Raw genomic sequence first — 19,378 nt, forward strand, 5'->3', positions numbered from 1 at the left:
CTGGGCCGACCCGGAGAAAAACGATGCCTTACGCGACGACCGACGACGGGGTGAAACTCTATTTCGAAGAGGTCGGAGCCGGCACGCCCATTGTGTTCGTGCACGAGTTCGCTGCCGATCACCGGTCCTGGGAGGCGCAGATGCGCCATTTTGGCCAGCGCCACCGCTGCATCACCTACAGTGCTCGTGGGTATCCGCCGTCGGACGTGCCGGAGCAGGCCGCGAGCTACAGTCAGAATCGCGCCACCGACGACATCCTGGTGGTTCTCGACCATCTCAAGATCGACACGGCGCACGTCGTTGGCCTTTCCATGGGAGGCTTCGCAACGCTGCACTTCGGCTTCCGCCATCCCACGCGTGCGCTTTCCCTTGTCGTGGCTGGGGTGGGTTACGGCGCCGAGAAGGAGCAGCAGTCCCGCTTCAAGGCCGAGGTCGCGGTGGTGGCGAAGTCGCTGCTGGAAGAGGGGATGGCGGCCTTTGCCGAGAAATACGCCTACGGGCCGACCCGTGTGCAGTTCGAGAACAAGGACCCGCGCGGTTTTGCAGAGTTCAAACAGGCGCTGGCGGCGCATTCGGCGCTGGGTTCAGCGAACACGCAGATCGGGTGCCAAGGGGAAAGGCCCTCGCTCTACGATCTGGTCGCCGAGATGCGGGCGATGACGGTGCCGACCCTGGTACTGACCGGTGACGAGGATTGGCCCTGCCTCGCCCCTGCACTCCTGATGAAGCGCGAGATCCCGTCGGCGGCACTCTCCGTGATGCCGAACTGCGGCCACACGATCAACCTCGAGGATCCCGATCAGTTCAACCGGATCGTCGGCGACTTCATCGTGCAAGTCGACGCCGGCCGCTGGCCCAGGCGCGACCCGCGTGCGGTGAGCGCCTCGATCACGGGAATGAAGAGCTAGGCCGTCAGGCCGCCGTCGCAGACGAACTCGGAACCCGTCGAGAAGGTCGATTCGTCCGACAGCAGGAACAGGATCATGCTGGCGACCTCGTCGGCGCGGCCGAGGCGGCCGAGCGGATGCATGTCCTCCAGGGACTGGCGACCGCTCCTGTTGCCGTCGCTCTGCTCCAGTCGCGGCGCGATCATCGGCGTGTCGATGTAGCCCGGATGCACCGAGTTGCAGCGGATGTTGTATTTCATCTGTGCGCAGTGCAGCGCCACGTTCTTGGTGAGGGTGCGGACCGCGCCCTTGCTGGCGCAGTAGGCCATGGCATAGGCGGCGCCGCGCAGGCCGAGCACGGAGGAGATGTTCACGATCGAGCCGCCGCCCGCGTCCTTCATGGCGGGGATGGCGGTCTTGCAGCCGAGGAAGGTACCGAGGGAGTTGACGTCGTTGACGCGGCGATACTCTTCCAGGGTGCAGTCCTCGATCGAATTGCGGACGCCGATCCCGGCTGCGTTCAGGAGCCCATGCAGGGCGCCGAACGTCTCGACCGTCGCGGCGACGGCGGCCTGCCAACTCGCCTCCTGCGTTACATCCAGAGGCACGAAATGCGCGGCGGCGCCCAGCTCGTCCGCCAGTGCCCGGCCCCTGGTCTCGTCGCGGTCCGCCAGGACGGCCTTGCCACCCTCGCGGACGACCTGGCGCGCGGTCTCCGCGCCGATACCCGACGCGCCGCCGCTCAGCAGCACGACCTTGTTCTCAAGACGGGGCAAAGAGGGACCTCCTGAGCAGGCCGGCGGTCAAGCCGCCATCGGCGGTGAACTCCGCGCCCGTGACGAAACGCGAGCGGTCCGAGGCCAGCCACAGGACCAGTTCGCCGAGATCCTCGGGTTCGGCCATGCGGCCGATCGGATGACGAGAGCCGATGAAGGCCTTGCCCTGCTCGTGGCCCACGGCCTGCCAGAGCGGATTGAAGATTGCCGTGTCGACACCGCCCGGATGCACCGAGTTGCAGCGGATGCCGTTCCTCTGCTCGGCGCAGTAGAGCGCGACGCTCTTGCTGAGCAGTCGCACGGCGCCCTTGCTGGCGGTGTAAGCGGTCGGCCCGGCGCCACCGACGAGGCCTGCGACCGACGATATGTTGACGATGGAGCCGCCGGACTGAGGCTTTTCCGCGCCGGTCTGCTTCATGCCCTTGATGGCATACTTGCAGCCGAGAAAGACGCCTTCCGAATTGACGGCCTGAACGTGCTGCCAGTTCTCGACGGTCGTAGTCTCGGGTGTGCCCGAACCGCCGGAGATGCCGGCATTGTTCACGACGATGTCGAGCCGGCCATCATGCCTGAGCACGTCTGCCAGCAGAGCCTGCCAGGAGGCTTCCGATGCGACATCGTGGGTCACGAAGCGGCCGACCTCGTTGGGCTGGGAGCCTTTTTGAAGATCGGCCACGATCACTGTCGCGCCTTCGCCGGCGAGGAGGGCGGCCGACGCCGCGCCGATTCCCGAGGCACCGCCGGTCACGATGGCGACCTGACCTGAAAGTTCGTTGCTCATCTATGCGGAACCATAGCGGACCAAAGGCAAGTGCAGTAGCGTATCGGCAAGGGAGGATCGCATGGCGAAGCTCGTTGGCAGTGTAGGTTTGATGACGGTGTCGCTGTTGGTCGTCGGTTGCACGCAGACCACAGGGGGGCCGCCGCCCGGCATGACAGCCGCGCAGGGGCAGGCCTACTGCACGAAGCTCACCACGACCTATGCCGAGTATGTCGCCGGCGTCGCCACGGCGGAGGGTGGTGTCGGCGTCGGCGGCGGTCAGCCCGATATCGATGCCCGGGTGGCGATTGCCCAGTGCCAGGACGGCAACACCGCGGCCGGTATTCCCGTGCTGCAGCGCGAGTTGCGCAACAACAAGGTCGCCGTACCGCCGCCGGGCTGATCGGCAATAGCGCGCAAAGGAAAGCCCGGACGGTCTCCCGCCCGGGCTTTTTGTTTCTCTTGCAGCCTCGAGGCTTAGAAGGACAGACCCTCCTTCACCAGGACCCAGCGGCCATTCTTGACCTCCTGCACCTGGGTGATGGTGGTCGCCAGGTGGTTGGTCTTGGAGAACTTGGTGACTGGCGAGTTGAAGATGTCCTTGAATTCCTTGCCGGACTCCAGCGCCTCCAGGAACTTCTGCCCCGTCAGATCCTTGCCGGCGAGCTGGACATAGAACGCGAAGGTCATGATCGCGTTGTAGCCGATGACCGCCTGCGTATTGGGCTCCGAGTTGAACATCTTGAAGTAGGCCTCGGCCCATTCCTTGACCGGACCCTTGGCCGTATCGCGATAGGGAATCTCGAAGCCCGCGGCGGAGTAGAGGCCTTCGACAAGCTCCTTGCCGAGGGCGGGAATCTCAAGAACGTTGACCGGCGTGGCGCCGAGCCAGGTCGGGGTGAAGCCGATCTTCTTGGCTTCGGCCATCAGGCCGATCGTCTCGCGGATCACCGTGCCCAGAACAACGAGGTCGCAGCCATCGGACTTCATCTTGGCGGCCTGGGCGGCGAAGTCGGAAGCGCCGCGCTTGTAGGTCGTGACCGACACGGGCTTCATCTTCATGGCTTCCAGCTGCTGCGTATAGCCGTCGAAGACGTTCTTACCGTACTCGTCGTCCTGGTACATGATGCAGACCGACTTCGGCTTCTTCCACTCGATCATGTACTTCAGGGCGGCCCGCGTGCTTTCGACATAGGGCAGCAAGTTGTTGAACTTCAGCCGCTCCTGCGCCTTCGACGGATCGAACTTGTAGGTGAATTCCGCGGCCGTCAGCGGGAAGAGCTGCGGCACGCCGGCCTCGAACAGGATGTCCTGGGCGGCCAGCACCGTCGGCGACCCCATCGGGCCGATCATGGCGAAGACCTTGTCCTTCTCGACCATCTTCTGACTGGCGAGCACGGCCTTCTTCGGGTCGTAACCCGAGTCCTCGGCGATCAGGCGGATCTTGCGACCATTAATGCCGCCCTTGGCGTTGACCTCCTCGACCGCGAGCTTCATGCCGTTGAGCACCGGCACGCCCCACACCTTGATGGGACCGCTGAGGTCCTGATGTGTGCCGATCACGATCTCGGTCGGCGTCACGCCCTGGTTGGTGACTTTGGTCTGGGCGAACGCCGGTAGCATCGCCAGCGTTGCCGCCGCCCCGACCAAGGGCGCGACGAATGACTTGATGTGCATTGCGCATTTCCTCCACTGCGGCGCCAATCTTGTACCGGCGGGTGGCGCCTACCCGACGTCGTCGCTTCGGCGACTTGGTCGAATTAAAGCAGTTTCGCAGAGATTGTGCACGGCGAAACGCGATATTCCGGGCAGCAAAAAGGGCCCGGACGGCAACCCGCCCGGACCCTTGCTGGATGCCCCGAAAGGCGTCGCTTAGTTCACGAGATCGCGCTTGAGCACGACCCAGCGGCCATCCTTGATCTGCTGAAGCAGGAACACAGTCGCCGACAGGTGCTGGGTCGGCGAGAACTTCACCGGCGGCGAGTTGAAGATGTCCTGAAAGACATCGCCGGACTCCATCGCCGTCAGGAACTTCTGGCCGGTCAGGTCCTTGCCGGCGAGCTTGGCATAGTGGGCGAAGGTCATGATGTCGTTGTAGCCCAGCGCCGACTGGGTGTTCGGCTCCATATTGTAGGTCTTGAAGTAGCTCTCGGCCCACTCCTTGGCCTTGCCCGTGGCGGTGTCGCGATAGGGGATCTCCATGCCGCCCACGGCATAGAAGCCCTCGGTCAGCTCCTTGCCCAGTGCCGGTACCTCGACGACGTTGGTCGCGGTGCTGCCGAAGTAAACCGGGTTGAAGCCGATCTTCTTGGCCTCGGCCATGACGCCGACAGTCTCGCGCACCACGGTGCCGAGCACGACGAAGTCGCAGCCATCGGACTTGAGCTTGGCGACCTGCGAGCTGAAGTCGGAGGCGCCACGCTTGTAGCTCGTCGTAGCAACGGCCGTGAGCTTGGTGTCGGCCAATGCCTGAGTGAAACCATCGTGCACGTTCTTGCCGAACTCGTCGTCCTGGTAGAGGACGCAGGGCTTCTTAAGGCCCTTTTCCTGGATCAGGTGGCGGGCGCCGGCGCGCACGCTTTCGGTGTACGGCGGCACGTTGTTGAACTTCAACCGCTCCTGCGGGTTCTTCGGGTCCATCTTGTAGGTGAACTCGGCCGACGTGACCGGGAAGAGCTGCGGCACCCCGGCTTCGAGCAGGATGTCCTGGGCGGCCAGCACCGTGGGCGAGCCGAGGGGGCCGACCATGGCGAAGACCTTGTCCTTCTCGACGAGCTTCTGGGTCGCCAGCACGGCGCGCTTGGGATCGTAGCCGACGTCTTCGACGATCAGCTTGAGCTTGCGGCCGTTGATGCCGCCCGCCGCGTTGATCTCTTCGACGGCCATCTTCATGCCGTTGGTGACTGGCACGCCCCACGACTTGATCGGACCGGAAAGGTCCTGATGGGTGCCGAGTACGATCTCGGTCGGTGTGATGCCTTGGTTGGTGACCTTAGTCTGCTGGGCTGCCGTCGGCAGCGCGGCAAGTCCGAACACGCCGCCCAACAAGGCGGCTTTTACGCCAAACGAACGCATAACTACTCTTCCTCCACTACTCCCACGGAACTCGAACTCTTTCAGGCCGCCTGGGGGCGGTACATCGCGTCGATTTCGTTCTTGTATTTCTTGTTCACGAAGCTGCGCTTCAGCTTCATGGTCGGCGTCAGCTCCTCGTCTTCGGGCGTGAGCTGCTGTTCGATCAGGAAAAAGCGCTTGATCGTCTCGACGCGGGCGAAGTTGGCGTTGACCTTCTCGATCTCGGACCAGATCAGGTCCTGCACTTCCTTGGAACGGCACAGGCTCGCATAGTTCGTGAAGGGCACGTCGAGGTCCTGAGCATACTTCTCGACGGTCTCGCGCTCGATCATGACGAGGCAGGTGAGATACGCGCGCTTGTCGCCGATCACGACGGCATCGCTGATATAGGGCGAGAACTTGAGCTGGTTCTCGATCTCGGAGGGCGTGATGTTCTTGCCGCCGGCCGTGATGATGATGTCCTTCATCCGGTCCGTGATCTTGATGTAGCCCTCGTTGTCGATCGAGCCGACATCGCCGGTGTGCAGCCAGCCGTCCTTGTCGACGGTCTCCGCGGTCTTTTCCGGCTGATTGAGATAGCCTTTGAAGACGAAGTCGCCCTTGATCAGTATCTCGCCCTGCGGCGAGATTTTCACTTGGCCATAGGGTACGGCCTTGCCGACTGTGCCGAGCTTGACGGCGTTGGCCGGCATCGCCGTCGCCAGTCCGCAATTCTCCGTCTGGCCGTAGACCTCGTACATGTCGAGGCCCATCGCCAGGTACCAGCGGATCAGCTCGGGCGAGATCGGCGCCGCGCCGGTGAACAGCCAGCGGCAACGGTCGAGACCGATCATCTTGCGCATGTTCTTCAGCACCAGCCAGTAGGCGGCCTCGAACTTGAGCTTCTGGATCGCCGAGGGCTCGCGCCGTTCGAGGCGGGCGTCGGCTACGGCGTATCCCGCGTCGATCGCTTTCTTGTAGGCCCACTGCTGCAGCGGCGTGGCGTCCTTCAAGGCGATCATCATGCCGGCGTAGAATTTCTCCCAGACGCGCGGCACGGCACCGAAGAGGGTCGGCTGCACTTCGCGGATATTGTCTGGCACCGTCTCGGGGCTCTCGGCGAAGTTGCTGCAGACGCCGGTGGCGATCGAATAGTAGCTGCCGGCGACACGCTCGGCGACATGGCACATCGGCAGGAATGCCAGTCGCTCGTCGCCTTCGTGCCAGGACAGCGACAGCTCGGGGTGCATGCAGTTCTGCATCGTAAAGACGATGTTGTGATGGCTGTGCATCGCGCCCTTGGGCGGTCCAGTGGTTCCCGAGGTGTAGACGAGGACCGCGAGATCGTCGGGTTTGCGCGACGCGACCAGTTCGTCGAACAGCCCTTCCTTGCCCTGGGCGTAGTTGCGGCCAATTGCCATGAATTCGTCGAGCGAGACCACCATGGGGTCGTTGAAGGCGGTGAGGCCTTCCATGTCGAAGACGACGATCTTCTTGAGGGTCGGGCAGCGTTCACGAACCTCGAGCGCCTTGTCGAGCTGTTCATCGTCCTCGACGAACAGCACCGAAGTGCTGGAATCGTTGATCAGGTATTCGACCTGCTTGGCCGAATCAGTGGGGTAGATACCCGAGGAGACGCCGCCGGCGCAGAGGATACCGAAATCGGCGTAGTTCCATTCCGGAACGGTGTTGGCCAGGACCGACGCGACATCGCCCGGCCGGAAGCCGATCGAATGCAGGGCGTAGCTGACCGAGCGGGAGCGCTCCAGCCACTGGTTCCATGAGATCGCGTTCCAGATGCCGAGCAGCTTCTCGCGCATCGCGGGCTTGTCGCCGCGTGTCTTGCAGGACAGCACGAAGCTCTTGGGCAGAGTCTCTGCAACGGTCAGGATCGCTTGCTGGGTCATGCATCCACCTCCCGATCAGCGCCAGTTCTTCTTGCGCTTCCAGCGGCGTTCGCCGCGTGCGCTTTCTTCCTTGGCGCCGAGATAGAACTCCTGGATGTCCTTGCTGCTCATCAGCCGTTCGCAGGTATCGTCCATCACCACGCGGCCGACTTCGAGCACATAGCCGTAATGGGCCGTCTCCAGCGCCATCTTGGCATTCTGTTCAACCAGCAGGATCGACACGCCTTGTTCGGCGTTCACGCGCTTGATGATGTTGAAGATCTCTTTCACCAGCAGCGGCGAGAGGCCGAGGGAGGGCTCGTCGAGCAGCAGGAGCTTGGGCCGGTTCATCAGCGCGCGGCTGATGGCGAGCATCTGCTGTTCACCGCCCGACAGCGAACCGGCGGGCTGGTCGATGCGCTCCTTGAGGCGCGGGAAGTAGCCGAAGACGCGTTCCAGGTCCTGGGCGACGCCGTCCTTGTCGTTGCGCAGGAAGGCGCCCATCGCGAGATTTTCGCGGATCGACAGGAACGGGAAGACCTCGCGGCCCTCCGGCACGTGGCTGAGGCCGAGCCGCACGATCTTGTCGGCATCCATGCGCTGGATCGGCTTGCCCTCGAATTCGATCGTGCCCTTCTGGGGGTCGAGTACGCCCGAGATCGTCTTGAGGATCGTCGTCTTGCCGGCGCCATTGGCGCCCAGCACGGTGATGATCTTGCCGCGCGGCACGGCGAGGCTCACGCCGCGGATCGCCATGATCGGGCCGTAGTAGCTCTCGATGTTGGAGACTTTGAGGATATCGTCGCTGGCGTCGGGGGGCATCGGGAACTCCGCTCAGGCGCCGAGATAGGCTGCGATGACGTCGGGGTGCGCCTGCACCTCGGCGGGCGTGCCGGTGGCCAGCACCTTGCCGTAGTTGAGAGCCAGCACCCGGTCGGAGACACGGTTCACCAGCGACATGTCGTGTTCGACCATGAGCACGGTGATCCCGAGTTCGCTCCGGATGTCGCGGATCCAGAACGACATGTCGTCGGTTTCCTCGACGTTGAGGCCGGACGATGGCTCGTCGAGCAGGATCAGCTTGGGCTCCGAGCAGAGGGCGCGGGCGACCTCGATCACCTTGCGCACGCCATAGGGGAGGCCGGCGATCAGCTTCTCGCGATAGGCCTGCAGGTCGAGGAACTCGATGACCTCCTCGACCTTGTGGCGATGTTCCTTCTCGGCGCGCCGCACCGAGGGCAGGAAGAGCATTTCCTGCCAGAGCTGCGTCGTGGCGTGGCAGTGCCGGCCGACCAGCAGGTTGGCCAGCATCGTCGCGTTCTCGAACAGTTCGATGTTCTGGAAGGTGCGTGCGATGCCGAGCTTGGCAATCTGGTGCGGCGGCACCTCGGTGATGTCGCGGCCCTCGAAGAACAGCTTGCCAGATGTCGGATTGTAGAGCCGGGAGATCAGGTTGAAGATCGAGGTCTTGCCGGCGCCGTTGGGGCCGATGATGGTGAAGATCTCACCCTTGGCGACGCTGAAGCTAACGCTGTCGACCGCCTTGAGGCCGCCGAACTGCAGCGAGATGCTGTCTACCGTGAAGAAGTTCATCGGTTGCGCTCCGACTTCACGTAGGTCTTCTGTCGCTTGAAGGTTGCCTTCTTGTAGAGCGGGAAGAGCTGGAAGAAGAGCTTCACCTTGAGCCAGCGCCCATAGAGTCCATAGGGCTCGAACAGGATGAACATCATGATGATGAGGCCGTAGATCGCGCCTTTGAGGCCGGCGGCGGAGCCTATCGCCGACATCGTGTCGCGCAGCTTGCTGGCCGCGTCGGAGGCCATGCCCAGCGAGGAGGCGACGCTTGCGGCCAGGACCGGAACGTCGTCCTTCAGCGCCGTCAGGAAAGGGTCGACCATGACGATGAAGATCGCGCCGAACACCGCGCCATGCACCCCGAACGCTCCGCCGATGATGATCACCATGATGAACTCGATCGAGAGCAGCAGGGTGAACATCTCGGGCGAGATGAAGGTCATCTTGTGGGCGAAGAGTACGCCTGCGAGGCCGGTGATCGCCGCGCTGATGGCGAAGGACTTCACCTTGTAGGCTGCAAGGTCGATGCCCATCGACTTGCCGGCGGTCTCGGAATCGCGAATGGCGATGAAGGCGCGGCCGGTCGGAGACCGCAGCAGGTTCAGGGCCAGCAGGATACTGCCGACCAAGGTGAGCAGGCAGAGGAAGTAGAAGGCCTCGCCATCGCGCGGCAGGGGCATGCCGACGATATCGAGCGTCCTGACGCGCATGCCCTCGTTGCCGTGGGTCACCGACTCCCAGCGCGCCAGGATCTCCTCGACGATGAAGGCGAAGGCGATGGTGGCGATCACGAGGTAGATGCCGGTCAGCCGCAGCGCCGGGAAGCCGACCATGGCGCCAACGATGCCGGTGAGGAGGGCGGCCGCCGGGAAGTAGACGATGAATGGCATGCCGAGGCTCTGCAGGTAGCCTGCCGTGTAGGCGCCGATCGCCAGAAAGGCGGCATGGCCCAGCGATGCCTGGCCGGTGAAGCCGGTCAGGATCATCAGCGCGACGCCCACGATCGCATAGATGAAGACGAAGACGACCTGGCTCTGGAGGTAGCTGCCGACGAAGAAGGGCAGGGCAGCCAGAACGGCAAGCAGGATGCCGTAGGACCACCAGTAGCCGCCATGCTTCAGGATGCGGATATCCTGGTCGTAGTCGGTCTTGAAGATGAAACGCATGGCTCAGACCTTCTTGCGCATGCTGGGGCCGAACAGACCCTGCGGCCGGACCAGCAGCACCACCAGGAGCACGATGTAGGGTGCAACGTCCTTCCAGCCCTGGGGCAGGTAGAAGCCGGCCAAGGTCTCGATGACGCCGATGATCAACCCGCCGACCAGTGCGCCGGGGATCGAGCCGAAGCCGCCCAGCACCGCCGCCGGGAAGGCTTTGAGGCCGAGCGCCAGGCCAACGTTGGAATGGATGAAGGTGATGGGGGCCAGCAACACGCCGGCGGTGGCCGCGACCGCTGCGCTGATCGCCCAGATCAGTGAGACCACCCGCTTCACGGGGATGCCCATGTAATAGGCGGCCAGCATGTTCTCGGAGGTGGCCCGCATGGCAGTGCCCATGCGCGTGTAGTTGAAGAAGGCGTAGAGGACGGCGCAGAGGATCACGGTGGCGACGATCACCGAGAGCTTGTCGTGGGCCAGGACGAGCTCGCCGATCTTGAAGACGCCGTTCGAAAAGGGCGTGTCGATCTTGAGGTCGTCGGTGCCCCAGATCATGCCGGCGATGGAGCGCAGGAAGTAACCGAGCCCGATCGTCGCCATGACGATCGAGAACTGCGGATAGCCCAGGATCGGCCGCACCAGGATGCGTTCGGTCGCCATGCCGAATACAGCCATGCCGCAGACGGCGAACAGGAAGCCGAGCCAGTAATCGAGGCCGAGCAGACCGATGAAGGTGAAGACGAAGAAGCCGCCCAGCATCATCAGGTCGCCCTGGGCGAAGTTCACGACCTCTGTCGCCTTGTAGATGAGCACGAAGCCCAGGGCGATCAGGCCATAGACGCAGCCGAGCGCAATTCCGCTCACGAGCTGCTGGATGAAATCGAGCATTCTCCCTACCCTGTACTACGGCCCATGGACCTCGCTTTTGTTGCTTGCGGCTCTAGATTTCGCGAGGCGCGGCAATAAGACTTGTCGGCCATTCGGGAGTCAATGGATTTTCATCCCGGGTGCGCTAGTGTCGATTCATCACACGTTTGGTCGCGGAGATTTCCATGTCGCTCGCTGAGCAGGTGCGTCCGTCGGGCGGGCCACCGTCGCCGTTCTATACCGAGGAACACGAGGCGTTCCGGCATACCGTCCGGCGCTTCGTCGAGCGCGAGATCATGCCTCACGTCGACCAGTGGGACGAGGCCGAGGAGTTTCCCCGCGAGCTCTATCGCAAGGCCTCTGCTGCAGGGTTGCTGCAGCTAGGTTTCCCCGAAGCCTATGGCGGCGTTCCGACCGATCCCTTCTTCGGCATCATCAAGGCCGAAGAGATGGCGCGCCACGGCAGCGGCGGCCTGAACGCCAGCCTCAACAGCCATACGATCGGCTCGCCGCCGATTGCGGCGCTCGGCCCGGAATGGATGAAGCGCAAGGTACTGCCCGAGGTGTTGGCCGGCGAAAAGATCAGCGCGCTTGCCATCACCGAGCCCAGCGGCGGCTCCGACGTCGCCAACCTCAAGACCACGGCGCGCCGCGAGGGCGACCACTATGTGGTCAATGGCAGCAAGATGTTCATCACATCGGGCATGCGCGCCGACTATTACACCGTCGCCGTGCGCACCGGCGGGCCGGGGGCCGGCGGCGTCTCGCTGCTGCTGATCGAGCGTGACCGCGAGGGCTTCCAGCGCACCAAGCTCAAGAAGATGGGCTGGTGGGCATCGGACACGGCCCAGCTCTTCTTCGACAACGTGAAGGTCCCGGTCGAGAACCTGATCGGCGAGGAGAATCGCGGCTTCATCGGCATCATGCTGAACTTCAACTCGGAGCGGCTCGGCATGTCGGCCGGGGCCTGTGGCTTCGCCAAGGTCTGCCTCGACGAGGCGATCGCCTATGCTCGCGAGCGTCACACCTTCGGCAAGCCGCTGATCGCCAACCAGGTTGTCCGCCATCGGCTGGTCGACATGGCAATGCGCATCAATGCGGTGAAGTCGACCCTGGAGCTGCTGGCGTGGCGGGTCGGGCAGGGCGAGAAGCCCGTTGCCGAGATCTGCATGCTGAAGAACCTCGCGACCTCGACCATGGAGTTCTGCGCCAACGAGGCGATGCAGGTCTTCGGCGGGGCGGGCTACCTGCGCGGCTCCAAGGTCGAGCGCATCTATCGCGAGACCAAGGTGATGTCGATCGGCGGCGGTTCGGTCGAGATCATGAAGGATCTCGCGGCACGCCAGATGGGCCTTTAAATGGAAGAGAAAGACCGTATTGCGTTGTTCCAGCAATGGTTCTCCGACGCGATCCCGCACAACAAGGCGCTGGGCCTGAAGGTGATCGGCGCACGCAAGGGTTTCGCGTCGATGGAACTGGGCTGGCGTGAAGAGCTTGTCGGCAATCCCGAGACCGGCGTGCTGGCGGGCGGTCCGCTGACGGCAATGCTCGACGGCTGCTGCGGCATGGCCGTCGCCACCATGCTGAAGAAGCCCGAGCCGTTCGCCACGCTCGACCTGCGTATCGATTATGTGAGGCCCGCCGATCCGGGCAAGCCGGTGATCGCCGAGGCCGAGTGCTATCGCATCACGCGGTCGGTCGCCTTCACGCGCGCCGTTGCCCACCATGGCGACGCGAAGGACCCGATCGCGGCGGCTGCAGGCACCTTCATGCTGGGCACTAAGGGCAAGGCGACCCGGCCGGCAATGGCGGACAAGAAATGAGCGCGCTCCTCGAACGCCTCGCCGAGGCCCGCAAGGCCGGCGATGTCGGCCGGCTGGCGGAAGCGATCCCCTATGCGCGCTGGATGCAGATCGCGCCGGAGAATGGCACGGGCGAGCTGCTGACCCGTATGCGCTTTCACGACGGGCTGATCGGCAACACGTTCCTGCCGGCGATCCATGGCGGCACCCTGGGCGCCATGCTGGAGATGGCTGCCATCTTTCATCTCCTGTGGGAGACCGAAACCGAGACGGTGCCGAAGATCGTCAACATCACCGTGGATTATCTGCGCTCGGCACGGCCGATGGATGTCATCGCCTGCGCGAAGGTCACCAAGCAGGGCCGCCGTATGGTGAATGTCTTCGCCGAAGCGTGGCAGGACGATCGTTCCAAGCCGGTCGCCACGGCCAATGCGCACTTCCTCGTGAAGTCCGACGCCGACGCGCCGCCGTCGCTGTAGGTATCAGCCTAGCGGATTGGCAAGGTCGATGTTGTAACGCCGGGCGTTGGCCTTCATGTAGGTGTCGCGCCCTTCGACGGGGCCGCCGCGAACGGCGGCTGCCACCATGTCGAGAAAGGTGTGCCAGCCCATGGCATTCAGGCGCACGAACTGCTCCAGCACCGGCAGATGCTCCAGCGTCAGCACGGTGCCGTCGCCGACGGCTGCAAGCGAGAACGTCACGTAGGATTCAGGATAGGGCGAAACCGCGTCGCCGGGATTGAAGACGTTCCAGGTGTAGGCGAGCCGTTGTGTCGGCTGCCATTGGGTCACCACCCCCTTGATGTGGCCGCCCATCAGCTCGACGGCGCCGCCGGCACGCGGCTCGATATGGCCGGCGCCGTACCAGCCGGGCAGGCCGCCGGTATCGGCGAGCACGGCCCAGGTCCGTTCCGGTGGCCCGGAGAGTACGCGGTCGAAGCGTACCATCTGCGCATGGGTGAATTGCGCATCGTCACTCGTGGACTTTCCCAGCTCTTGCATTAAACAACCCAGAGTATGGACTACGATTCCCTCAGGACCCCCCAGGACGACGTCGTGCGCGACGGCGCCGGCTTCGAGGCTTATCGCCAGCCGGGTGACCTGATCGATGCAGGTCATCCCGAGATCGTTGCTTATGCAACACGCGTGGCGGGGGAGGGCTGTGACAAAGAAAAGGCACTGCGCCTTTACTACGCGGTGCGCGACGACCTGCGTTACGACCCGTACAACACGCCCATGAAGCGCGACGCCTACCGCGCCAGCGCAACCCTCGCCTCCGGGCACGGCTACTGCGTGAACAAGGCCGGCCTGATGGCCGCGGTTTGCCGGGCCGTCGGCATTCCGGCGCGGGTCGGCTATGCCGACGTGCGCAACCACATGACGACGAAGCGGCTGGCCGAGCTGATGGGCAGCGATGTCTTCTATTACCACGGCTACACCGACGTCTGGCTCGACGGGCGCTGGGTCAAGGCGACACCGGCCTTCAATCGCGAGCTGACCGAGAAGTTCGGTCTCAAACCGCTCGATTGGGATGCCGTGGGCGATTCGATCTATCATCCGTTCGATCTCAGCGGCCGGCGGCACATGGAGTATCTCGCCTATCGCGGTGTGTTCGCCGACATTCCGTTCGACGAGATCCGCGGCGCCTTCCGCCACTATTACCCGCGCATGACGCGGGCGCAGGAGCAAATGCCGTTGGGCGGCGACTTCGGTGCCGAGGGTGCAGCGGAAGCCAAGCCGAAGTGACGTTGTCGTGACATTGAAGCCGCGGTCGGCCGCGTACATCGCCCTGCTGGTGGCGCTGGGCAGTTTCGGCCCGCTCACCATGAGCATCTATACGCCGGTCATGCCGTCGGTCGGACACGACCTCACGGCGACGCCTGACAGTGTAAAGCTGACGCTGACGACCTACATGATCGGCTTCGCGGTCGGGCAGCTTTTCTACGGGCCATTGAGCGATCGCTATGGCCGGCGGCCGGTCCTGCTGGGCGGCCTCTTCTTCTTTACGTTGACTACATTCGCCTGTTCGTTTGCACCGTCCATCGGCGGCCTGATCGGCCTGCGCATTCTGCAGGGGCTGGGGGCGGCTTCCGGGTCGGTGCTCGGCCGCGCGCTGACGCGCGACGCCTATACGTTCAAGGAAATGCCTTTGGTGATGAGCTGGATCTCGCTCGGCCAGAACATCGCGCCCTCGCTTGCGCCCACGATCGGCGGCTTCCTGGGGGAATGGGCGAGCTGGCGGGCGACCTTCTGGTTCGTCGGCGGCTTCGGCACGATCCTGTTCGTCGTCGTTCTCGCGGGCCTCGGCGAGACCAACAAGTTCCGCAGCGAGCGGGTCGATCTCAAGAGCCTGCTGCGCGGCTCGGGCGAGATGCTGCGCGACCGCCGCTTTCTCGGCCATATCCTCCCGCTGGGCTTCGCCTTCGCCATGAACTTCGGCATGCTGGCGGGCGTTCCCTTCATCCTGCAGGAGAGCCTGGGCTTCAGCCCGCGTGAGTTCGGCCTGATCGTGCTGCTCTCGGTGGGCGGCTTCACCGCGGGCACCTTCGTGAACAACCGGCTGATGGGGCGCGTCGCGCCGACGACGATCATCCAGTTCTCGGGCTGGTTCCACGTAGCGGCACTCATCGGCATGGCCGCCCTTTCGCTCTCCGAGGTCGTGACCTGGTGGGCGATCGTTGGGCCGCACATGGTATTGAGCTTCGGCACGGGTATGATCGTGGCCAACGCCAACGCGGGCGCCGTCGGCATGTTTCCCAAACTCGCCGGCACGGCGTCGTCCCTGGCAGGCCTCGCACAGATGGGCATGGGCGCCATGGGCACCGTGGCGGTAGCGGCCCTGTCGATCATCGGCAGCCGTTACGTGGCGATGCCGCTGGTGATCGGCCTCGCACCTTTCGCTATCGCAACGCTCTGGAGCGCGCAGCTGTTGCGCGGTGCGCCGCGTCCCCCGAAACTGGATTCATAGAAGAGGAGAAGAAGACAATGACGAACATGCTGAAGGACAAGGTCGTACTGGTTACCGGCGCGGGCGGCGGCATCGGCCGCGAGATGGCGCTGCTGGCGGCCAAGGAAGGCGCCAAGGTGGTGGTCAACGACCTTGGTGGCGCGGTCGACGGCGAGGGCAGCGGTAACGTCAGTGCGGCGCAGAAGGTCTGCGATGAGATCAAGGCACTCGGTGGCCAGGCCGTTCCCAACGGCGACAGCGTTGCCGATCCGGCGGGCGCTGAGCGCATGATCAAGGCCGGCGTCGAGAACTTCGGGCGCATCGACGGCGTCATCAACAATGCGGGCATCCTGCGCGACCGCATCTTCCATCGCATGAGCCACATGGACTGGAAGATGGTGATCGACGTCCACCTGAACGGCTCGTTCAACACCAGCCGCGCTGCTGCCAACTACTTCAAGGAGCAGAAGTCGGGCGCCTTCGTGCACTTTACTTCGACGTCGGGTCTCGTCGGCAACTTCGGTCAGGCCAACTACTCGGCGGCCAAGATGGGCATCATCGGCCTGTCGCGTTCGATCGCGCTCGACATGGCGGCCTTCAACGTTCGTTCCAACTGCATTTCGCCGTTCGCCTGGACGCGCATGATCGGCACCATTCCTGCCGACACCGACGCGCAGAAGGCGCGGCTTGAGCGGTCCAAGCGCATGACCCCGGCCAAGATCGCGCCGATGGCGGTGTTCCTGCTCTCCGACGCGGCCGAAGGAATCTCCTCGCAGATCTTCGGCGTGCGCATGAACGAGATCATGCTGTTCAACGCCAACCGCCCGGTCCGGTCGGTGCACAACTCCGATGGCTGGACCCTCGAAACGATCGCCGAGCATGCGGTGCCCTCGATGAAGCCCTTCTTCACCGACCTCAAGCGCTCGCCGGAATACTTCACCTGGGATCCGATCTGAGAGGCTTCGAGCAATGGCCGCCGAGAGGATGAAGAACGAACCCAAGATCGATGCCGACGAAGTACTCGGCGGCATCGTGGAATGGGTCAGCATCGAAAGCCCGAGCCACGACGCCAAGTCGGTCAACAAGGTCGTCGACCATGTCGAAGGCCAGTTCCGCGACCTCGGGCTGAAGCTTGAGCGTATCCCGGGACGCGACGGGTTCGGCGACATCCTTGAGGCGAAGACTCCTGCAGGATGGAGTCAGGGCGAGGGCAAGGGCATCCTGATCCTCGCCCATCTCGACACCGTGCATCCCATTGGCATGATCGAGAAGGAACTGAAGGTGCGTCGCGAAGGCGACAGCATCTTCGGTCCCGGCATCTATGACATGAAGGCGGGCGGCTACATCGCCTACTATGCGCTGCGCCACCTGATCCGGCAGGGCAAGCGGACCAAGCTGCCTGTCACCTTCCTGTTCATTCCCGAGGAAGAGGTTGGCAGTCCGACCTCGCGGGCTCGCATCGAGGAGGCCGCCAGGGGCCACAAATACGCCCTGGTCATGGAGCCCGGCCGCGATGGCGACAAGGTCGTGACCTCACGCAAGGGCGTCGGTCGCTTCACGTTGACGGTGAAGGGCCGTGCCGCCCATTCCGGCGTCCGGCATCAAGATGGTCGCAGCGCCATTCTCGAAATGGCGCGGCAGATCGAGCGCATCGAGGGCAAGACCGACTATGCCCGCGGCATCACCTGCAATGTCGGCCTGATCCGCGGCGGCACCGGGGTGAACGTGACGCCGGCCGAATGCGTGGCGGACGTCGATTTGCGCGTGCCTAGCCCGCAGCTCGCCGAGGAGATGACCCACTGGTTCCTGAACCTGGAGCCGATCGGCAAGGACGTCGAACTCACGGTCGAGGGCGGCATGAACCGGCCGCCCTACCAGAAGGACGCCGGCATCACGTCGCTGTTCGAGAAGGCGCAGGCGATCTATCGCGAGATCGGCAAGGAACTGCACGACGTGCCGCTGACGGGCGGCGGCAGCGACGGCAATTTCACGGCAGCCCTCGGCATTCCGACGCTCGACGGCCTGGGCGCCGACGGCAAGGGGGCGCATGCCATCGACGAGCAGATCTACTATTCGTCGCTGGTGCCGCGAACCTATCTCTGTACGCGGCTCCTGGAGACCTTGGAGTAGGGGCCGGCGTTCAATAGGCAGCCGTGAAGCGCCGGCGAGAGTGCCGGGGCTTCTCGATCTCGTCGACGATGGCGATGGCGAAGTCTTCGTAGCTGATCTGGCTCTGCCCCTCGTCGTCTTCGAGCATGTGATCCTCGCCGAGCCGGAATTCGCCGGTGCGTTCGCCGGGCCGGATCGAGGTGGGCGGCGATATCGCCGTCCAATCCAGGTCGGTCACTTCGCGGAGTTCCGTGAGCGCCAGGAAGCCGGGTTTGGAGGTCGGCGGCTGTACGCCCCTGTCGATCATGTGGTCGAGATGCGTACGGCCATCGGCGCGGATCAAGCTGCCGGCGCCGACCACGAACAGCGCGCGCGTCACGCCGGAACGACGGATGGCGTCGAGAACGTCCCGGATGTTGGCTTCGTTCCATTTGACCGAGACGACGACAATGGCGTGGCCGGCGAGCACGGCGGCCAGGTTCGTGACGTCCGTCGTGCTGGCCTGCCTGACGGTCATGCCGGCGCGCGGTTTCATCTTGGAGGCGTCGCGCGTCAGTGCGGTGACTGCGTGGCCACGCGACAGGGCTTCGGTGAGGATGCGGCTGCCGATGTTTCCGGTCGCGCCAATCAATGCAATGTCGGTCATCTTGGATGTGCTTTCATGAGATCGCGTAGCGCCGTCGTCGTATCGGCTGGCGCTTCTTGCGGGACGTTGTGGCCGATCCCCGGAAGGATCCGCCGTTCGTAGGGGCCGGTGAATTGGCCGCTTTGGTGGTCGCTCTTCGGTGCCGGGCCCACGCCGTCGTGGCCGCCGTGCAGGTTGATGGTTGGTACGGAGATCTTCGGTTGCCTGGCGAGTTGGGCTTCGAGGGGTTCCAGTGAAGGATCACCTTTCGCATAGGCATAGCGATGGCGATAGGACTGGATGACCACGTCGACGAAATCCGGATTGTCGAAGGAGGGAGCCGTCCGTTCGAATGTCGCGTCGTCGAACGACCATTCCGGCGACCAGAGCTTCCAGAGGAGCCTGCAGATATCGCGGCGGTTCTTGGTAAGGCCGGCCCGGCCGCGCTCGGTATGAAAGTAATACTGGTACCAGAAGCGATGCTCTGCCGCGGCCGAGGCCGGTTCGGCCGAGACGGCGATGTTCTGGATGTTGTAGCCCGTGCAGCTCACCAGACAGCGCACGCGTTCGGGCCACAGGGCCGCCACGATGCAGGCGGCCCGTCCGCCCCAGTCGTAACCCGCCAGGGCCGCCCGTTCGATGCCGAGTGCATCCATCATCCGGCGCAAATCGTGGCCGAGGGCCGCCTGTTCGCCGGAACGTGGAGTCGCGGGCGACAGGAAACGCGTGGGCCCATAGCCGCGGAGATAGGGCACCAGCACGCGACAGCCGTCGCCCGCAAGTGCCGGCGCAACCTCGTCGAAGGCGCGGACGTCGTAGGGAAAGCCATGCAGCAATATGACGGCCGCGCCGTCGGCGGGGCCATGCTCCTCGTAGGCGACCTCGAGGACATCCGTTCGTACAGTCTTGCTTTGCATCATCGAACGATAGCGGG

At 64.0% G+C, this 19,378-nt stretch carries 21 protein-coding genes; 9 read left to right on the plus strand and 12 right to left on the minus strand.

All coding sequences use genetic code 11. The features are described 5' to 3' along the window. The first annotated feature begins 23 nt into the window (after positions 1-23). Positions 24-908, plus strand: a complete 885-nt coding sequence (locus BN60_RS05165; protein WP_020694935.1) for an alpha/beta fold hydrolase — start codon at positions 24-26, stop codon at positions 906-908. On the opposite strand, the gene BN60_RS05170 is transcribed toward BN60_RS05165, so the two are convergent. Beyond that, complete coding sequence (locus BN60_RS05170) at positions 905-1,663, minus strand: glucose 1-dehydrogenase (RefSeq protein WP_020694936.1); 759 nt, start codon at positions 1,661-1,663, stop codon at positions 905-907. The genes BN60_RS05165 and BN60_RS05170 overlap by 4 nt on opposite strands. Continuing rightward, complete coding sequence (locus BN60_RS05175) at positions 1,650-2,444, minus strand: SDR family oxidoreductase (protein ID WP_020694937.1); 795 nt, start codon at positions 2,442-2,444, stop codon at positions 1,650-1,652. Before BN60_RS05175 ends, BN60_RS05170 begins: the two co-directional genes overlap by 14 nt. A gap of 61 nt (positions 2,445-2,505) precedes the next feature. On the opposite strand from BN60_RS05175, the gene BN60_RS05180 reads away from it, so the two are divergent. Beyond that, positions 2,506-2,826, plus strand: a complete 321-nt coding sequence (locus BN60_RS05180; RefSeq protein WP_020694938.1) for a hypothetical protein — start codon at positions 2,506-2,508, stop codon at positions 2,824-2,826. A gap of 74 nt (positions 2,827-2,900) precedes the next feature. Here BN60_RS05180 and BN60_RS05185 read toward each other — a convergent pair whose 3' ends face one another. From BN60_RS05185 to BN60_RS05215, 7 genes are all read right to left on the minus strand, one after another. Then, positions 2,901-4,100: an ABC transporter substrate-binding protein gene (locus BN60_RS05185; RefSeq protein WP_020694939.1), complete on the minus strand. Its 1,200-nt coding sequence runs from the start codon at positions 4,098-4,100 to the stop codon at positions 2,901-2,903. A 195-nt stretch (positions 4,101-4,295) separates the two neighbouring features. Further along, entirely contained in the window at positions 4,296-5,498 is a 1,203-nt protein-coding gene (locus BN60_RS05190; protein WP_020694940.1) for an ABC transporter substrate-binding protein, read from the minus strand. Positions 5,499-5,539: 41 nt separating this feature from the next. Further along, positions 5,540-7,384: an AMP-dependent synthetase/ligase gene (locus BN60_RS05195; protein ID WP_020694941.1), complete on the minus strand. Its 1,845-nt coding sequence runs from the start codon at positions 7,382-7,384 to the stop codon at positions 5,540-5,542. Between the two features lie 15 nt (positions 7,385-7,399). Continuing rightward, complete coding sequence (locus BN60_RS05200; RefSeq protein WP_020694942.1) at positions 7,400-8,185, minus strand: ABC transporter ATP-binding protein; 786 nt, start codon at positions 8,183-8,185, stop codon at positions 7,400-7,402. 12 nt (positions 8,186-8,197) lie between these two features. Further along, positions 8,198-8,956, minus strand: a complete 759-nt coding sequence (locus tag BN60_RS05205) for an ABC transporter ATP-binding protein (protein ID WP_020694943.1) — start codon at positions 8,954-8,956, stop codon at positions 8,198-8,200. Further along, on the minus strand, positions 8,953-10,104 hold the full coding sequence (locus BN60_RS05210) for a branched-chain amino acid ABC transporter permease (protein WP_020694944.1): 1,152 nt from the start codon (positions 10,102-10,104) through the stop codon (positions 8,953-8,955). The genes BN60_RS05205 and BN60_RS05210 overlap by 4 nt, the downstream gene beginning before the upstream one ends. Before the next feature lie 3 nt (positions 10,105-10,107). Further along, the gene (locus BN60_RS05215; RefSeq protein ID WP_020694945.1) at positions 10,108-10,983 is read right to left on the minus strand and encodes a branched-chain amino acid ABC transporter permease; all 876 of its coding nucleotides are present in this window, start codon (positions 10,981-10,983) and stop codon (positions 10,108-10,110) included. 164 nt (positions 10,984-11,147) lie between these two features. On the opposite strand from BN60_RS05215, the gene BN60_RS05220 reads away from it, so the two are divergent. Genes BN60_RS05220 through BN60_RS05230 form a run of 3 tightly spaced genes read left to right on the plus strand, consistent with a single transcriptional unit; the run spans position 11,148 to position 13,243 of the window. Then, positions 11,148-12,320, plus strand: coding sequence for an acyl-CoA dehydrogenase family protein (locus BN60_RS05220; protein ID WP_020694946.1), 1,173 nt, complete (start codon positions 11,148-11,150; stop codon positions 12,318-12,320). Then, the gene (locus BN60_RS05225) at positions 12,321-12,785 is read left to right on the plus strand and encodes a PaaI family thioesterase (protein ID WP_020694947.1); all 465 of its coding nucleotides are present in this window, start codon (positions 12,321-12,323) and stop codon (positions 12,783-12,785) included. Then, on the plus strand, positions 12,782-13,243 hold the full coding sequence (locus tag BN60_RS05230; protein WP_020694948.1) for a PaaI family thioesterase: 462 nt from the start codon (positions 12,782-12,784) through the stop codon (positions 13,241-13,243). The genes BN60_RS05225 and BN60_RS05230 overlap by 4 nt, the downstream gene beginning before the upstream one ends. A gap of 3 nt (positions 13,244-13,246) precedes the next feature. On the opposite strand, the gene BN60_RS05235 is transcribed toward BN60_RS05230, so the two are convergent. Next, a complete protein-coding gene (locus BN60_RS05235) occupies positions 13,247-13,765 on the minus strand; it encodes an SRPBCC domain-containing protein (protein ID WP_020694949.1) in 519 nt (172 codons plus the stop codon). Positions 13,766-13,780: 15 nt separating this feature from the next. On the opposite strand from BN60_RS05235, the gene BN60_RS05240 reads away from it, so the two are divergent. The 4 genes from BN60_RS05240 to BN60_RS05255 are packed head-to-tail and all read left to right on the plus strand — an operon-like array spanning position 13,781 to position 17,840. Further along, on the plus strand, positions 13,781-14,509 hold the full coding sequence (locus BN60_RS05240) for a transglutaminase-like domain-containing protein (protein ID WP_020694950.1): 729 nt from the start codon (positions 13,781-13,783) through the stop codon (positions 14,507-14,509). Between the two features lie 7 nt (positions 14,510-14,516). Next, entirely contained in the window at positions 14,517-15,731 is a 1,215-nt protein-coding gene (locus BN60_RS05245; RefSeq protein WP_177324764.1) for a multidrug effflux MFS transporter, read from the plus strand. A 17-nt stretch (positions 15,732-15,748) separates the two neighbouring features. Next, positions 15,749-16,666, plus strand: coding sequence for an SDR family NAD(P)-dependent oxidoreductase (locus BN60_RS05250; protein WP_020694952.1), 918 nt, complete (start codon positions 15,749-15,751; stop codon positions 16,664-16,666). Positions 16,667-16,679: 13 nt separating this feature from the next. Further along, complete coding sequence (locus BN60_RS05255) at positions 16,680-17,840, plus strand: M20 family metallopeptidase (protein WP_020694953.1); 1,161 nt, start codon at positions 16,680-16,682, stop codon at positions 17,838-17,840. A gap of 10 nt (positions 17,841-17,850) precedes the next feature. Here BN60_RS05255 and BN60_RS05260 read toward each other — a convergent pair whose 3' ends face one another. After that, complete coding sequence (locus tag BN60_RS05260; RefSeq protein WP_020694954.1) at positions 17,851-18,465, minus strand: NAD(P)-dependent oxidoreductase; 615 nt, start codon at positions 18,463-18,465, stop codon at positions 17,851-17,853. Continuing rightward, positions 18,462-19,361: an alpha/beta fold hydrolase gene (locus tag BN60_RS05265; protein ID WP_086002713.1), complete on the minus strand. Its 900-nt coding sequence runs from the start codon at positions 19,359-19,361 to the stop codon at positions 18,462-18,464. Before BN60_RS05265 ends, BN60_RS05260 begins: the two co-directional genes overlap by 4 nt. Positions 19,362-19,378: the final 17 nt, after the last annotated feature.

Source organism: Reyranella massiliensis 521 (assembly GCF_000312425.1).
Taxonomy (GTDB): Bacteria; Pseudomonadota; Alphaproteobacteria; order Reyranellales; family Reyranellaceae; genus Reyranella; species Reyranella massiliensis.

Excerpts from the sequence above, each read along its gene's own strand:
- BN60_RS05165 (WP_020694935.1), top strand. The coding sequence starts at position 24 with ATGCCTTACGCGACGACCGACGACGGGGTGAAACTCTATTTCGAAGAG.
- BN60_RS05175 (WP_020694937.1), bottom strand. The coding sequence starts at position 2,444 with ATGAGCAACGAACTTTCAGGTCAGGTCGCCATCGTGACCGGCGGTGCC.
- BN60_RS05180 (WP_020694938.1), top strand. The coding sequence starts at position 2,506 with ATGGCGAAGCTCGTTGGCAGTGTAGGTTTGATGACGGTGTCGCTGTTG.
- BN60_RS05185 (WP_020694939.1), bottom strand. The coding sequence starts at position 4,100 with ATGCACATCAAGTCATTCGTCGCGCCCTTGGTCGGGGCGGCGGCAACG.
- BN60_RS05190 (WP_020694940.1), bottom strand. The coding sequence starts at position 5,498 with ATGCGTTCGTTTGGCGTAAAAGCCGCCTTGTTGGGCGGCGTGTTCGGA.
- BN60_RS05195 (WP_020694941.1), bottom strand. The coding sequence starts at position 7,384 with ATGACCCAGCAAGCGATCCTGACCGTTGCAGAGACTCTGCCCAAGAGC.
- BN60_RS05200 (WP_020694942.1), bottom strand. The coding sequence starts at position 8,185 with ATGCCCCCCGACGCCAGCGACGATATCCTCAAAGTCTCCAACATCGAG.
- BN60_RS05205 (WP_020694943.1), bottom strand. The coding sequence starts at position 8,956 with ATGAACTTCTTCACGGTAGACAGCATCTCGCTGCAGTTCGGCGGCCTC.
- BN60_RS05210 (WP_020694944.1), bottom strand. The coding sequence starts at position 10,104 with ATGCGTTTCATCTTCAAGACCGACTACGACCAGGATATCCGCATCCTG.
- BN60_RS05215 (WP_020694945.1), bottom strand. The coding sequence starts at position 10,983 with ATGCTCGATTTCATCCAGCAGCTCGTGAGCGGAATTGCGCTCGGCTGC.
- BN60_RS05220 (WP_020694946.1), top strand. The coding sequence starts at position 11,148 with ATGTCGCTCGCTGAGCAGGTGCGTCCGTCGGGCGGGCCACCGTCGCCG.
- BN60_RS05225 (WP_020694947.1), top strand. The coding sequence starts at position 12,321 with ATGGAAGAGAAAGACCGTATTGCGTTGTTCCAGCAATGGTTCTCCGAC.
- BN60_RS05230 (WP_020694948.1), top strand. The coding sequence starts at position 12,782 with ATGAGCGCGCTCCTCGAACGCCTCGCCGAGGCCCGCAAGGCCGGCGAT.
- BN60_RS05235 (WP_020694949.1), bottom strand. The coding sequence starts at position 13,765 with ATGCAAGAGCTGGGAAAGTCCACGAGTGACGATGCGCAATTCACCCAT.
- BN60_RS05240 (WP_020694950.1), top strand. The coding sequence starts at position 13,781 with ATGGACTACGATTCCCTCAGGACCCCCCAGGACGACGTCGTGCGCGAC.
- BN60_RS05250 (WP_020694952.1), top strand. The coding sequence starts at position 15,749 with ATGACGAACATGCTGAAGGACAAGGTCGTACTGGTTACCGGCGCGGGC.
- BN60_RS05255 (WP_020694953.1), top strand. The coding sequence starts at position 16,680 with ATGGCCGCCGAGAGGATGAAGAACGAACCCAAGATCGATGCCGACGAA.
- BN60_RS05260 (WP_020694954.1), bottom strand. The coding sequence starts at position 18,465 with ATGACCGACATTGCATTGATTGGCGCGACCGGAAACATCGGCAGCCGC.
- BN60_RS05265 (WP_086002713.1), bottom strand. The coding sequence starts at position 19,361 with ATGCAAAGCAAGACTGTACGAACGGATGTCCTCGAGGTCGCCTACGAG.